Below are 14,120 nucleotides of genomic sequence, written 5' to 3' on the forward strand. Positions count from 1 at the left end.
TCGAATTCATTCTCCGTTTTCAAATCCACGGGAAACTTAAAAAATATTAAACCATTTAACAAAACGTGGCAAAAAAATGATTAGTCCTATTACCACAACTGCGAGCGCATAAATAAAAACAGCTCCAGCTGCCAAATCCTTCGCTTGCTTTGCCAGCGGATGATACTCTTCAGTTACTAAATCCACTACCCGTTCTACTGCGGTATTCAGTATTTCAAGGGAAAAGATACCCCCGATCGCGGCAATTACAAATAGCCATTCTACTGTACTAATGGAAAAAAACAGAGAGATGCCAATAACGATTATCGATAAAATCAGATGAATTCTCATGTTTCTTTCACTTCGAATGGCTGTGAAGATACCAGTGATTGCATAAGAAAAGGACTTCAGTAAGTGTACACGCTTATCTTTTGAGTCCATATTCATTTAATATTTCCTTTTGGAGTGTAAACATTTGTTTTTCCTCTGCATCAGTCATATGATCGTAGCCTAATAAGTGAAGGAATCCATGAACCGTTAAAAACCCGAGCTCCCGAATAAAGGAATGACCATATTCCTCTGCCTGTTCTCTTGCCCGGGGAATAGAGATAATGATATCTCCCAATACCCGTGGCATATCCACACCAGTCAATTCTATTTCCCCTTCACCTAGTTCTTCCATTGCAAAGGAAATAACATCAGTCGGCGCATCTTTATCTCGATACTCCCAATTTATTTCATGAATCCTTTCGTTGGATACAAATGTAACAGATAACTCACTATTCGCTTCTACCCCTTCTTTTTCGGCAGCAAAGTTTAATAACTTCTCAATCTCTTCCATTTGTTCATTCGATAATTCATTTGTTTCATCAATTAAATCAATCATTAATTCTGTCATACTTGAAGCACCTTCTTCGACATTTCTGGATATTCAATCCTAGAGTGAAAAATCCCCTTTAAGGTTTCACAAAAGGAGTGTGAAACAATTTCTAATTCTTTTAACGTCAGATCACATTCATTCAATTGCCCATCCTGCAGACGATCCGCTACAATTTTCTTTACTAGCGATTCAATTGTTTCCGGGGTTGGCTGCCGCATCGACCTTACCGCGGCCTCGACACTGTCTGCTATACCAATAATGGCTGATTCTTTTGACTGTGCCTTTGGCCCAGGGTATCGATAATCATCTTCCTTAACCTCATCATCATTTTGTAATGCTTTATGGTAAAAAAACTTAAGTAAGGTTGTACCATGGTGCTGCTCGGCAATTTGAGTGATTTCCTTTGGCATATTATTTTTTCTTAATATATCTGCACCATCCGTGACATGAGCGATAATAATATTTGCACTTCTGTCAGGCGACAGGCGATCATGCGGGTTTTCAAGATGCATTTGATTTTCAATAAAAAAGTTTGGCCGTTTCGTCTTTCCAATATCATGATAATAACTGCCGACCCTTGCTAAAAGACCATTTGCCCCAATGGCTTCACAAGCAGCATCAGCAAGGTTGGCAACCATGACACTATGGTGATAGGTCCCAGGAGCTTCCATTAATATTTTTCTTAGCAGCGGATGATTGGGGTTTGAAAGTTCAATGAGCTTCATCGTAGAAAGAATCCCAAAGCTAGCTTCAAAAAACGGTAAAAGTCCTATCGTTAAAACAGCAGAGCCAATTCCAGAAAAAATGGCTGTGATAATGTAATAGCCATATTCTAAGCCTGAAAACTGTCCATTCGGAAGGAACATTAATGCCCAAATCGTGAACAGGTTTACGGCGGCCGCAAATGATCCTGCTTGAAGGATCTTTGTCCGCTTATTCTGATCGCCTAAGAATAGAATTGCAGCTAATGCACTAAATAATATATAAATCCCTTCAAAAAAGTTAAGTGTCCCAGAAACACCTTCGTTAAATAGGATACTTCCACAAACCGCCAAAACAATCGACGTCAAAATAGCTAGCTTTTCATCAATTAAAATCTTAAGTAGCATTCCAGCCATCGCTGCTGGGAACAAATAGCCAATCCCAGAATAATTAAAGATTTGCAGCATGCTGATAATTTTTAGAAGAAACAATGATAGGATAAAAATTATCCCAAATAATAATAGATTTGTCTGTCTTTTTTCAGGCTCCTCTTTCATTTGATAAAAATAAAAATAGAGAGCTGCCAGAACAATAATAAGCAGAATACCTAATCCTATAAAAGGTTTAAAGGATTTTTCGTTTTCCAAGAGACCAACCAGCTCTAGCTGCCGATACTCTTCCTGCCTAATTAATTTCCCTTCTTCAACAATAATTTGGCCTTGAAGTATTCTTACAGGTTCAACACTTTCAGCAGCCTGCTCACGTTGCTCTTCTGTTGCCACAGGATCATAAAATGTGTTTTGAATGACGGCATATCTTCCTAAATCAATCGCAGCATTTTTCAAATCACCATTTAAAGTAGTAAATTTTAATTCTTCTTCAAGACTTTTTTTAGCATTTTCAACATCATCGGCTGATATTTTTTTACTCATCACATTATTGATCGCCGTAACAGTTAAATCCTTGGCAATCGATAATTCGTCATTGCTGGCTTGAACCAGTGCAGTAAAAACCTGATTCGATAGCTCCTTTGTTACTCGATCAGTCAGCTTCGATTTTAGCATCGAAACCTTTTCCTCATCCGTTGGAACTGCAGGATCATTTGGTATTTCATCGACAACTATGTTTTGTTTTTTCAATTCACTTTCAACTTCATCATTTACATCTGTCGCCGAATCAAAAATAGAGGAAATTAACTCCACTTGGTTAGAGGTATACTCCCGCTTTAACGTATATACATCTTGAATTTGATTCAAAGCATCCTGGCGCTTTTTCTCGGTACTTATTTTATCTTCTACTGTGACAGGAGAGCGGATGGTTTTTTCCGCTACAGTTAACAAACCAACATCCAATTTCTCTGGTTTTACATTACTATACAATAATGTATATAACACAAGTCCCATCACAAAGAAAAATAACACTCGGAAAAAGGTAAAATCGAGAAGCTTTTTTATTTGAATAAAGTACTTCTGTATTTTTTTCAAGTAACTCCCCCCAAAACCTCCTAAAATCATCCAAAAGTCTACCTATACACTTATGTAAAATGATAACAGTTTTTCTAATAAGTTTCACCTTCTAATAAAAAGAGCTGTTATCAGTGGAAAAAGGGATAAACCGATTTATGGTCTATCCCTCTTCCTTCGCTCATTTATTTTGTAGTGACTTCTTCTCATAGGCCTCAATAATTCTTGCCACTAATGGATGTCGGACCACATCGCTTTGCTCTAAGAAAACAAATGAAACACCTTTCACATTCATCAAAATCTCTTCAGCAACAATCAGTCCTGACTTTGCACCTTTTGGCAAATCTACTTGCGTTTGATCCCCAGTGATAACCATTTTAGAACCAAAGCCAAGTCTCGTCAAAAACATCTTCATTTGTGCGTGTGTAGTATTTTGAGCCTCATCCAAAATGACAAAAGCATCATCCAAGGTTCGTCCCCTCATATAGGCAAGTGGAGCAATCTCAATTGTCCCTCGTTCAATTAGCCTTTGAGTATGCTCAGCACCAAGTACATCATTCAGCGCATCATATAAAGGTCGTAAATAAGGATCGACTTTTTCCTTTAAATCCCCTGGTAAGAAACCAAGGCTTTCACCGGCCTCAACAGCTGGTCTTGTAAGAATAATCTTATTAACATGCCCATTTTTTAAAGCATTGACTGCCATGACGACAGCGAGATAAGTCTTTCCAGTCCCTGCTGGTCCAATCCCAAAGACAAGATCATTTTTCCTGATTGCCATTACATATTGTCTTTGTCCAAGCGTTTTTATTCGTATTGACTTTCCTTTAACATTCTTAGCAATTTCTTCATCATAGAGGTTTTCAAAGTAATCAAGGGTACCCTTTTCTGCCATTTGAATCGCGTACAAAACATCTCTCTGACTAATCGTAATTCCTTTTCGTATGACAAAAATGAGTCTGTCAATAATTTGGCTCGCAAGTACAACCTTTTCTTCATCACCAGATAGGCTTACCGATTCACCTCTAGTGACAATCGAAACCTCGAGTTCTTCTTCAATAATTTTCAAATTAGAATCCGCATTCCCTAATAGGGCAATCGCTTCTGCTGGATTTTCAAGTTGAACATTCATGGTTTTTAAGTTTATTGTCATTCAGGCGTCTCCTTGGGTATCGGTTGTCCGACTGCAATATTTTCGAGTATCTTAAAATGGATATCTAGTATAACTTTACCATTCTCCACCAGCTTGTGCAAAATTTTTTCCTCTTTAAGAATAGCTTCTTCATCCAGACCATTTTTTATTTCTTTCTTTGCAAGCTCGATTGCCATTTCTTCCGCTTGCTTCTCTGTGTAAGTCCGAGTAAAGCTTTCACTTGCCCTTAAGGTTTCATTTCCATACGAAATAGGTAAATCCCATTTGAGAAAATGAATTTTTTGAACATTTTTTTCTGTTTCGAACTCAGTAAATTCAGGTTTACCAAATCCCCAAATAGGAATCTCTAAATTTCCAATTTTAAGAAAATGTTTTTGTTTTTCCCGTCCGTCAAATACTTTAAAATTTGTTACTAAAGGCTGTTCCACATGGCTTCTATACCATGTTTCTCCCCAAACTTCCCCTTCAGCCGCAACGATTTGTTCTTGTCCTTCTTTTCCATAGACCCCTGATACGAGTAATTGCCCTTGAACAACATAATCATTTTTATCGACAACTTTCTGCCCTATTTCAATGTCCATCTTTACGATGGTTGCTTTCTTTTTCGCAATCAAATTCTGAGGAGGTAAATGTTCAGGCTTTTTCGGTTCCTTTTTCTCCACAACTTGAAGATGATAGGTTGTCCCTTTTAACTCCACACCAACCCAGGTTAGGTTTCCAATATTGTCGGTTAATTTTCTTTGAATCCCCTCTACATTATCGACAAATAATTGAACCTTTCCAATTTTCACCCCCATCTTGTCCAACTCTTTGCGAATTTGATATTCCGTTGCCGGTTTTGCTCCTTTAATATCAATTCCCCAAATCATATTGGAAAGGATTAAAATAATGAATAAAAAAAAGGTGGCTCCAAGTACAAAGCCACTATTTTTTAGCAGCCGCTTAAACAGAAAGGGCACTCCGCTCCGTCTTAAAAACGAGATCGAACAATCCTTTCCCCTTGCATACTGTCTTATCTTCAAGGCATCTTTGAGCCTTATTGTAAAGGTAATCGTCTCGGTCCCATGACGTTTTACATTCCAAATCATAAGATCATTTCTGATTAGGATATTCAAGAATCGTTCAATTCCTCGTCCAGATACTTTTACGGTTACTTTTCCAAATAAAAATTCAATCCACTGATTTTTCATCATGTTCCTCCCGGATTTTCATTTATATATACGACCTGATCAATTCTCCCTTCGAGTAAAATCTCTTCAGGCAGAATTGTTTTTATTACGAAGGATTTACCTTTTATCTGCAATTGACCTTGTTTAAGCAGCAGGCGTAATTCCTTATCCGTAAAGGTCAGTAAACCTCTGTGATTTTCTATATAAATATGGATTTGTCCAATCATCGTGATTCTAGGCAGGTCCATGATGACATCTTGAGGAAGATCCATTTTTTCTGCCATCCAGTTGCGGACACGCTGTCCCCATTTTTTTGCCATAAAAAAAGAACCCCCTTTCATTTCATAAATATGAGATGAAGGAAGGTTCTAGCACTTTTTCTTTTTACCTTTTGTTACTAAATGGTCTTTTTGCTCGAGGTGGTCCAAGGATTTCCGCCCAAATGATTCCGTTGATTATTGTCTTTTCATCTTGTTCATGAGTAAATACCTGTTCTTCCTCTAACTTTCCTTTAGATTGAGGATAAATTTTTCCAACAGGATTTATTTCAATGTCTTTCTTTATTGGTTGATATTTTTCCTCAAACTTTGGACTACTGCTTTTTACTGGCAATCCAGTAGTAATTTCCCCTATTTCTTTTCGGCTATTTTTTTGGGGTTGTTCCAACATGGAGCGAATGCCATGAAAGTCTTTTGTTTTAATTGATTTTGCTCCCTTGGGTTGACCCTGCCGCTTTGCTTTCCCAAAAATAGTCGAGAGAATACCAGCGATAATAATAAATAGTATCGTTTCCACTTGTCAGACTCCTTTCATGGAAAAAGCACTGGCTGTTAACGATCGTCTTTTTTCTCACCGGTAATTTTACCAATAGACCCTCTCATATCGGTATCGGCTGCAATATTTTTATAATTCATATAGTCCATTACCCCGATATTACCAGATTTTAATGCTTCTGACATAGCCAGTGGCACTTCTGCCTCTGCCTCAACAACCTTCGCTCTCATTTCTTCTACTTTGGCCTTCATTTCCTGCTCTGTAGCGACAGCCATAGCCCTCCGCTCTTCTGCTTTGGCTTGGGCAATTTTCTTATCCGCTTCCGCTTGTTCCGTTTGTAATTCAGCACCGATGTTTCTGCCTAAATCAACATCGGCAATATCAATCGATAGAATTTCAAAAGCGGTACCAGCATCTAACCCTTTAGCTAAGACAGTTTGAGAAATCAATTCAGGGTTCTCAAGCACTTTACTATGGTCGGCTGAGGAACCGATCGTCGATATGACCCCTTCACCTACACGAGCCACGACAGTATCCTCACCTGCCCCCCCAACAAGTCGGTCGATATTCGCACGTACCGTAATTCTCGCTTTTGCTTTCACTTCGATACCGTTCATGGCAACACCTGCGATAAATGGAGTTTCAATTACTTTAGGATTAACACTCATTTGTACCGCTTCTAATACATCACGTCCTGCTAAATCAATCGCAGCACAGCGTTCAAATGATAACTCAATATTTGCCCGGTGAGCAGCAATTAAAGCATTGACCACTCTGTCAACATTACCACCGGCTAGATAATGACTTTCTAACTGATTTGTTGTAACACTCAAACCAGCCTTATGTGCCTTAATAAGTGGATTGACAACCCTGCTTGGTGTTACCCTTCGTAACCGCATACCTACTAGAGTGAAAATGCTAATCTTAACACCAGCAGCAAGCGCGGAAACCCAAAGCATAACCGGTACAAAAGATAATAAAATTCCTAGAAAAATTAGCGCAACAACAATAATTGCGATGACAAATAGTGTTCCACTTGTTAATTCCATATTCTGCAGCCTCCTTGTAAAGTGTTTTACACTTCTCTTACAACTATCCTTACTCCCTCAACCTTAATTACTTTAATTTTTGCACCTTGATCAATAAAACCACCTTCACTCACAACATCCACTCTTTCATTATGAAAGACTGCAGTCCCGGCTGGTCTTAACATGGTTATGGCTTCTCCCACACTTCCTAATAAGTCTGTACGATTTACATTTGATACATAACCATCTTCTTTCTTTGCCGTTTCAAAGAGAATCATCCGATTAAAGAGAACCATCTTCTTTCCAAAAATTTTTATCATAATAAACAGCAGGACGATGGAAATTCCCAAAGAAATAAATATTGATATCCCCATATAAAGTGGATTGTCACCTGCTAGAAATAGACTTGCTATAAGCGCTGCCAGCCCCAATGTACCTGAAATGGCTCCTGGCAGGAAAAATTCTAAAAAAATTAGCAATATACCGACTGCAAATAATATTATCGTACCGACTCCAGCAAGTCCTGCTTGGAAATGACCATAAAAGAATAATAGTAAAGCGAATAAGCCAATAAATCCGGAAACTCCAAATTTTGTTGAAAACAGCTCGTAGACAATCGCAGCACCAGCTATTGTTAATAGGAACGTCACTACTATTGGGTTCGTTAGAAACTCAACCATCATTACCCTCCTTTCTAAACTTTTTTAGACAGCTATTAATACGTTTTACCGTCAAAAAAGTTTCAATAATTATAGGTATGAAAAAACCGCAGGCAATATTGCCTGCGGTTTTGGTTGTAAGAATAATTATGAAAGGTGTTGTTGTACAAATTTATTAACAAGTGACCCGTCTGCTTTACCCTTTACTTTAGGCATAATAGCAGCCATCACTTTTCCCATTTCCGCTTTTGATTTTGCGCCGACTTCAGAAATTGTTTCTTTAACAATGTCTGACAACTCTTCTTCAGAAAGTTGTTTCGGTAAATACAGCTCGACAACCGCCAATTCTGCACGCAATTTATCAACAAGGTCTTGTCGACCTGCTTTATCAAATTCATGGAGGGAATCTTTGCGTTGCTTTACTTCGCGAGACAGGATTGTTAACTCATCTTCTTCGGTAAGCTCTTTATTTCCGAGCTTAATCGCTTCATTTTGTAATGAAGCTTTTACCATCCGAATTGTGGTGAGTTTGTCTTTTTCCTTGTTTTTCATCGCTTGTTTCATATCATTATTTAAACGCTCGAGAAGACTCATGATTACACCCTCTCTTAGAACTTACGTTTTCTTGCAGCTTCAGACTTTTTCTTACGTTTTACACTTGGCTTTTCGTAGAATTCGCGCTTTCTTGCCTCTTGCAAAGTACCTGTTTTTGATACAGTACGTTTGAAGCGACGAAGAGCATCTTCAAGCGATTCGTTTTTACGAACAACGGTTTTAGACATTCTCTTTCCCTCCCTCCGAAACACAACACACTTACATTCAATCCATGTACCTTGCAATTATAATATAACCTTGATACAAGGTCAACTGTATTTCTATTAGATGAAACAAGCTTTTTATTTTTTTATACGAATCCCTGCAAATTTTTGATTACTTCCGTTATTTTAGGCATGTCCCCTTCCAGATGACATAGAATGAATGGAGGGGTGAAGACATGCTGTATATCATATTATTTATCTTATTTATATTATTATTTATTTTTGGGATGACCATTATTAGGTTCGCATTATTTAACCTATCAGCTGATAAACTTAAAGGGTGGCTGACTAAGCTGACTAGTACACCATTAAAAGGCATGGTGACAGGCACCTTTATTACGGCACTCCTGCAGAGCAGCACGGCCGTAATGGTCATCACAATTGGACTAATCTCAGCTAAAATCATGACCTTCCCACAATCAATCGGGATTATTTTAGGTACCAATATCGGGACCACGTTTAAAACGGAGTTAATTACCTTCAATATAGATCAATTCCTTGTTCCTCTAGCAGTTATTGGAGCGATATTGACCTTCTTCCATAACATAAAAATAAGAAGTATTGGCATGCTGCTTTTCGGAATTGCCTCTGTTTTTACAGCTATGAAAGGGTTTGAACTTTTAGCACAGCCGTTAACAGCTCTCCCTTTTATCAATACCTATATACTTTCCATCAATGATAATCTTATTTTAAGCCTTTTAACTGGTGCAATCATCACGGCAATTATTCAATCGAGCACAGCAATGACTGGGATAACAATGGGATTTTTAACTGCCGGACTTCTTCAATTAGATGCAGGAATTGCGATCGTTTTTGGTGCCAATATTGGAACCTGCATTACTGCCCTGATTGCTTCCATTGGAGGAGGAAAAGAATCACGTTTGGCCGCTTTTGCACATGTTTGGCTTAATGTTGGAGGGGTGTTAATCTTTTCCCCCTTTATTCCATTATTGGCCGAAAATGCCCATCTATTAGCGGAAGAAAAAATGGTGCAGTTAGCACATATTAGTGTACTATTTAATGTTGTTTCCTCAATAATGGTTTTACCTTTTGCAACAAAATTTGGAAAAATGATTCTGCGAATTCATGATCGGAAATAAAAAAAGAGCCAAAATTGGCCCTTAAATAGCAGCTTCTGTTTTATTGAAAACCTCTGCCTTAACTGATTCATCATCCAAGATACGGACAAATTGCCCTTCATTATATGGATAACCAGCTTTAGAAATTTTCACTTTAACAAGCTTACCAATCATATCTTCTGTTGCAGGAAGTAGCACTTTCAAATAATTATCAGTATAACCGACATATAATCCAGGGCTGAATTCCTCTTCAGGAATAACTTCTAACACTTGGTTTTCAAATTGTGAGGCATACTCTTTTGCCAATTGATCAGAAAGAGCGATTAAGCGGTGAACACGGTCATTTTTCACTTCTTCATCCACTTGATCTTCCATACGTGCAGCAGGTGTACCTGTACGCTTCGAATACGGGAACACATGGAGCTCAGAGAATTTATGTTCACGAATGAAATTATAGGTTTCCATAAATTCTTCTTCTGTTTCCCCAGGGAAGCCCACAATAACATCCGAAGTCACTGCTAAGCCCGGAAGTACTTCTTTTAGTCGGTCCAATCTTTCAGCAAAGAATTCCATCGTATATTTACGGCGCATTCTTTTTAGCACAGTATTAGAACCTGATTGAATCGGGATATGCAAGTGTCGAACAATGATGTTCGATTGGTTGATGACTTCAATTACTTCATCGGTAATTTGACTAGCCTCTATCGATGAAATACGAAGTCTTGCAAGACCTTGTACCTGTGCTTCTAAATCCCGTAGTAGGCCAGCAAGATTATACTCCTTCATATCTTCACCATAGCCACCTGTATGAATTCCTGTCAGCACGATTTCTTTGTAACCAGCATCTACAAGTTGCTGGGCCTGACGAATGACCTCTTTTGGATCACGTGATCTCATTAATCCACGAGCCCAAGGAATAATACAGAAGGTACAGAAATTATTACATCCCTCTTGAATTTTCAAAGACGCCCTTGTCCGATCCGTAAAAGCAGGGACATCCAGCTCTTCGTAAACCCGATTTTTCATTATGTTGCCAACACCATTGATAGGCTGGCGCTCTGTTTTATATTGCTCAATATATTCAAGCATCTTGACTCGGTCCTGCGTCCCAACTACGATATCAACCCCAGGAATCGCCATAATTTCAGCAGGAGATGTTTGTGCGTAACAACCTGTTACACAAATAACCGCATCTGGATTCTTTCGAACGGCCCGACGAATAACTTGGCGGCTTTTTTTGTCTCCAGTATTCGTTACTGTACATGTATTTATGATATATACATCCGAAATGGCTTCAAAATCAACTCGGTTATAGCCCTCTTGCTTGAACAATTGCCAGATAGCTTCAGTCTCATAGTGATTAACTTTACATCCAAGTGTATGAAATGCGACTGTTGGCATAGTATTCATCACCTCAATAATTCAAAATGATAGGAAATCGCAGATAATACATATAATGGTGCGGTTTCCGTTCTTAATATTCTCGGACCTAAGCCACAAATGGCAAAATCATGATCCTTTAATGCCTGAACCTCATCTTCTGTTAATCCGCCTTCTGGACCAAATACGAAAAGAAGGGAATCCCCTTTTTTCATTTTTTGTAATGTAGCCGAGAAAGTGGAAGTTTCTCCGTTTCTGCTCTCTTCTTCGAAAGCAACTAATTTATAATTAAAGTACTTGCCTTTTTCGAGTAAAGTATTGAAACTAACAGGAATATCAACTTCAGGCAAATAACTGCGGTGGGATTGTTCTGCTGCTTCTTTTGCAATTTTTTGCCATCTTTCTATTTTCTTCGCAGCTTTTTTCTCATCCCATTTCACAATCGAACGCTTGGCTGCGAATGGCAGAAATTCATGAGCACCTAATTCTGTGCCTTTTTGAATGATCCATTCTAATTTGTCCCCTTTCGGGAGACCACTTGATATCGTAACAGAGATAGGCAACTCTGGTGTCTCGTCCATCCATTGTACAACGTCTGCAACGACTTGTTCATCGGTAATTTTTACAATTTTACAGACAGCCGCTTTCCCATCTGGCTCTACACAAATGATATTGTCATCTATTTCCATACGCATCACTTTAATAATATGATGGCGATCCTCACCATCAATTAAAAAATGATGATCATTTGCTCGATGTTTAACAAAGTACCGTTGCACGCGATGCACCCCTCTAAAACATTTTACTCTTCATTTTACTAAAAAAATAAAGAGAAAGAAATAGAAAAAAGGGGATATCCCCCCAAACTAAAACGATTATTTCCTTTTGGCAATGATGGCAACCCAATCTTCCATCAGAATGGTTTCAGTAATTTCAAAACCTGAATCTATCAAAGCTTGTTTTACTTGATCTTTTTTTTGCTGAATGATACCTGAAGCTATAAAAGAGCCTCCTGTTTTTACCACTCGTGCAACATCATCTGTAAACCGTAAAATAACTTCAGCTAGTATATTGGCTACAATTACATCCGCTGAGTTTTCCTCGACACCATCTAAAAGATTATTTTGAGATATCATTACCTTATTATGAACCTTGTTTAGCTTAATATTTAACCTCGCCTGAGTTACTGCGACTTCATCAAGATCGTAAGCACGGATATCTTCAGCCTCCAGCATCGCAGCGGCAATGCTAAGCACACCTGAACCGGTTCCAACATCAATGATCCGATCACCAGGACGAACAGTTCTTTCTAAAGCTTGAATACACATTACAGTTGTTGGATGTGTTCCAGTCCCAAATGCCATACCTGGATCCAGTTCAATGATTAATTCATCACTGGTCACCGGAGTATAGATTTCCCAGGTTGGAACAATCGTAAATCTCTCAGATATTTTCACAGGATGATAATATTTCTTCCATGCAGTTGCCCATTCTTCCTCATTCACTTCACTGATGGTAACTTTATTCAAACCAATATCAATATTATGAATGATTAAATTGTTAATCGCTTCTTTTACCGCGTCAACGGTTTCACCCAAGAAACTGTTCACCGGTAAATACGCTTTAACAATGACGCCTTCTTCAGGGTAATCATCTGGATTGAGTTGGTAGATTTCCCCGAATTGATCCTGCCTTTCCTTCGTAAGTTCAAAAGGATCTTCAATTACAACACCGCTGGCACCAGCCTCGTGTAAAATATGTGAAATAGGTTCAATCGCTTCATTGGTGGTGTGAATACTAATTTCTGACCACTTCATATCTACCAACTCCAATCCTTACTCGCCTTTAAAGGCTCGTTTTACTTTAGAAAAAAATCCTTCTTCATGTTCTCCAATCGGTGAATTACCGCTAATATCAGCAAACTCGCGAAGAAGTTGTTTTTGTTTGTCCGTTAACTTTGTAGGAGTAACCAGTCGAACAATAATATGCTGATCCCCTACCCCATAACCGCGTACATTTGGAATTCCTTTCCCTTTTAAGCGGAATTTCGTACCTGTTTGCGTACCAGCTGGTACCTTTAGTTTTACCTTACCATGTAAGGTTGGAACTTCGATATCGTCTCCAAGTGATGCCTGAACAAAGGTAATTGGCATTTCACAATAGACATCATCGCCATCTCTTTCAAAAAATTCATGCTCTCTTACATGGAAAACAATATATAAATCACCAGAAGGTCCGCCGTTAACACCGGCCTCACCCTGGCCAGAAATTCTTAATTGCTGACCATCATCAATACCTGCAGGAATTTTCACATGAATTTTCTTGCGCTTTTTCACTTTTCCTTGACCGCCGCAAGTAGTACACTTATTCTTTATTTCTTTCCCCGTACCATTACAGTGGTTACATGTTCGACGATTAACAATTCTACCGAATGGGGTATTTTGTTCAACATTTAATTGCCCTGTACCATGGCAATGCTTACAAGTTTCTGGCTTTGTTCCCGGTTTAGCACCAGAACCACTACATGTTTCACATGTTTCTTCACGTGGAATTTCAATATCTGTTTCTTTTCCGAAAGCTGCTTCTTCAAAAGAAATCGTCATCGTATATTGAAGGTCTGCACCTTGTCTCGGCGCATTCGGATCACGTCTTCTTGATCCACCGCCACCACCAAAGAAGGTATTAAAGATATCTTCGAAGCCGCCAAAGCCGCCGAAATCCCCTCCACCGCCAAAGCCTTGGTTTGGATCCGTATGGCCAAATTGGTCATAATGGGCCTTTTTTTGTTCATCGCTTAAGACTTCATAAGCTTCAGCGATCTCTTTAAATTTATCTGCAGCATCTGGCTCTTTATTAATATCAGGATGATATTTCTTGGAGAGCTTGCGATACGCCTTTTTAATTTCATCCTTAGAAGCACTTTTACTTACACCAAGCACTTCATAGTAATCCCGTTTACTCATGATTACCACTCCCGAATCTGTCACATAAAGATTATTCTAACACTCTAAACAGTGCCTTTGCAATAAAAAAGCC

The 14,120-nt window shown here is 38.6% G+C and carries 16 protein-coding genes; 1 reads left to right on the plus strand and 15 read right to left on the minus strand.

Annotated elements, in window-relative coordinates:
* Nucleotides 1-36 precede the first annotated feature (36 nt).
* The 11 genes from ACWM35_RS06110 to rpsU form a co-directional block, all read right to left on the minus strand.
* Nucleotides 37-426: a diacylglycerol kinase family protein gene (locus ACWM35_RS06110; RefSeq protein WP_454816465.1), complete on the minus strand. Its 390-nt coding sequence runs from the start codon at nt 424-426 to the stop codon at nt 37-39.
* Nucleotides 404-877, minus strand: coding sequence for an rRNA maturation RNase YbeY (ybeY, locus tag ACWM35_RS06115; protein WP_454816467.1), 474 nt, complete (start codon nt 875-877; stop codon nt 404-406). Before ybeY ends, ACWM35_RS06110 begins: the two co-directional genes overlap by 23 nt.
* Entirely contained in the window at nt 874-3,045 is a 2,172-nt protein-coding gene (locus ACWM35_RS06120) for an HD family phosphohydrolase (RefSeq protein WP_454816469.1), read from the minus strand. The genes ybeY and ACWM35_RS06120 overlap by 4 nt, the downstream gene beginning before the upstream one ends.
* Before the next feature lie 160 nt (nt 3,046-3,205).
* A complete protein-coding gene (locus ACWM35_RS06125; RefSeq protein WP_454816471.1) occupies nt 3,206-4,177 on the minus strand; it encodes a PhoH family protein in 972 nt (323 codons plus the stop codon).
* Nucleotides 4,174-5,367: a sporulation protein YqfD gene (yqfD, locus tag ACWM35_RS06130; RefSeq protein ID WP_454816472.1), complete on the minus strand. Its 1,194-nt coding sequence runs from the start codon at nt 5,365-5,367 to the stop codon at nt 4,174-4,176. Before yqfD ends, ACWM35_RS06125 begins: the two co-directional genes overlap by 4 nt.
* Nucleotides 5,367-5,666 (minus strand): sporulation protein YqfC, encoded by a 300-nt coding sequence (gene yqfC / locus ACWM35_RS06135; protein ID WP_454816474.1) that lies wholly within the window; start codon nt 5,664-5,666, stop codon nt 5,367-5,369. The genes yqfD and yqfC overlap by 1 nt, the downstream gene beginning before the upstream one ends.
* Nucleotides 5,667-5,730: 64 nt before the next feature.
* On the minus strand, nt 5,731-6,141 hold the full coding sequence (locus ACWM35_RS06140) for a hypothetical protein (protein ID WP_454816476.1): 411 nt from the start codon (nt 6,139-6,141) through the stop codon (nt 5,731-5,733).
* Between the two features lie 35 nt (nt 6,142-6,176).
* On the minus strand, nt 6,177-7,169 hold the full coding sequence (floA, locus tag ACWM35_RS06145) for a flotillin-like protein FloA (protein WP_454816478.1): 993 nt from the start codon (nt 7,167-7,169) through the stop codon (nt 6,177-6,179).
* 26 nt (nt 7,170-7,195) lie between these two features.
* A complete protein-coding gene (locus tag ACWM35_RS06150) occupies nt 7,196-7,828 on the minus strand; it encodes an NfeD family protein (RefSeq protein WP_454816480.1) in 633 nt (210 codons plus the stop codon).
* A gap of 126 nt (nt 7,829-7,954) precedes the next feature.
* Nucleotides 7,955-8,401, minus strand: coding sequence for a GatB/YqeY domain-containing protein (locus ACWM35_RS06155; RefSeq protein ID WP_454816482.1), 447 nt, complete (start codon nt 8,399-8,401; stop codon nt 7,955-7,957).
* Between the two features lie 14 nt (nt 8,402-8,415).
* The gene (gene rpsU / locus ACWM35_RS06160) at nt 8,416-8,589 is read right to left on the minus strand and encodes a 30S ribosomal protein S21 (RefSeq protein WP_007087607.1); all 174 of its coding nucleotides are present in this window, start codon (nt 8,587-8,589) and stop codon (nt 8,416-8,418) included.
* Between the two features lie 212 nt (nt 8,590-8,801).
* Here rpsU and ACWM35_RS06165 point away from each other — a divergent pair, with 212 nt between their 5' ends.
* Complete coding sequence (locus tag ACWM35_RS06165) at nt 8,802-9,725, plus strand: Na/Pi symporter (protein WP_454816483.1); 924 nt, start codon at nt 8,802-8,804, stop codon at nt 9,723-9,725.
* A gap of 21 nt (nt 9,726-9,746) precedes the next feature.
* Here ACWM35_RS06165 and mtaB read toward each other — a convergent pair whose 3' ends face one another.
* The 4 genes from mtaB to dnaJ all read right to left on the minus strand — a co-directional run bounded on the left by mtaB (nt 9,747) and on the right by dnaJ (nt 14,047).
* On the minus strand, nt 9,747-11,105 hold the full coding sequence (gene mtaB, locus ACWM35_RS06170; protein ID WP_454816485.1) for a tRNA (N(6)-L-threonylcarbamoyladenosine(37)-C(2))-methylthiotransferase MtaB: 1,359 nt from the start codon (nt 11,103-11,105) through the stop codon (nt 9,747-9,749).
* An 8-nt stretch (nt 11,106-11,113) separates the two neighbouring features.
* Nucleotides 11,114-11,863: a 16S rRNA (uracil(1498)-N(3))-methyltransferase gene (locus ACWM35_RS06175; protein ID WP_454816487.1), complete on the minus strand. Its 750-nt coding sequence runs from the start codon at nt 11,861-11,863 to the stop codon at nt 11,114-11,116.
* A gap of 96 nt (nt 11,864-11,959) precedes the next feature.
* Nucleotides 11,960-12,901, minus strand: a complete 942-nt coding sequence (prmA, locus tag ACWM35_RS06180; protein ID WP_454816489.1) for a 50S ribosomal protein L11 methyltransferase — start codon at nt 12,899-12,901, stop codon at nt 11,960-11,962.
* An 18-nt stretch (nt 12,902-12,919) separates the two neighbouring features.
* Complete coding sequence (gene dnaJ, locus ACWM35_RS06185) at nt 12,920-14,047, minus strand: molecular chaperone DnaJ (protein WP_454816491.1); 1,128 nt, start codon at nt 14,045-14,047, stop codon at nt 12,920-12,922.
* Between the last annotated feature and the right edge of the window lie 73 nt (nt 14,048-14,120).

Source organism: Neobacillus sp. K501 (assembly GCF_053749995.1).

Excerpts from the sequence above, each read along its gene's own strand:
- ybeY (WP_454816467.1), bottom strand. The coding sequence starts at position 877 with ATGACAGAATTAATGATTGATTTAATTGATGAAACAAATGAATTATCG.
- yqfD (WP_454816472.1), bottom strand. The coding sequence starts at position 5,367 with ATGAAAAATCAGTGGATTGAATTTTTATTTGGAAAAGTAACCGTAAAA.
- ACWM35_RS06150 (WP_454816480.1), bottom strand. The coding sequence starts at position 7,828 with ATGGTTGAGTTTCTAACGAACCCAATAGTAGTGACGTTCCTATTAACA.
- rpsU (WP_007087607.1), bottom strand. The coding sequence starts at position 8,589 with ATGTCTAAAACCGTTGTTCGTAAAAACGAATCGCTTGAAGATGCTCTT.
- ACWM35_RS06125 (WP_454816471.1), bottom strand. The coding sequence starts at position 4,177 with ATGACAATAAACTTAAAAACCATGAATGTTCAACTTGAAAATCCAGCA.
- mtaB (WP_454816485.1), bottom strand. The coding sequence starts at position 11,105 with ATGCCAACAGTCGCATTTCATACACTTGGATGTAAAGTTAATCACTAT.
- ACWM35_RS06165 (WP_454816483.1), top strand. The coding sequence starts at position 8,802 with ATGCTGTATATCATATTATTTATCTTATTTATATTATTATTTATTTTT.
- yqfC (WP_454816474.1), bottom strand. The coding sequence starts at position 5,666 with ATGGCAAAAAAATGGGGACAGCGTGTCCGCAACTGGATGGCAGAAAAA.
- prmA (WP_454816489.1), bottom strand. The coding sequence starts at position 12,901 with ATGAAGTGGTCAGAAATTAGTATTCACACCACCAATGAAGCGATTGAA.
- dnaJ (WP_454816491.1), bottom strand. The coding sequence starts at position 14,047 with ATGAGTAAACGGGATTACTATGAAGTGCTTGGTGTAAGTAAAAGTGCT.
- ACWM35_RS06155 (WP_454816482.1), bottom strand. The coding sequence starts at position 8,401 with ATGAGTCTTCTCGAGCGTTTAAATAATGATATGAAACAAGCGATGAAA.
- ACWM35_RS06110 (WP_454816465.1), bottom strand. The coding sequence starts at position 426 with ATGAATATGGACTCAAAAGATAAGCGTGTACACTTACTGAAGTCCTTT.
- floA (WP_454816478.1), bottom strand. The coding sequence starts at position 7,169 with ATGGAATTAACAAGTGGAACACTATTTGTCATCGCAATTATTGTTGTT.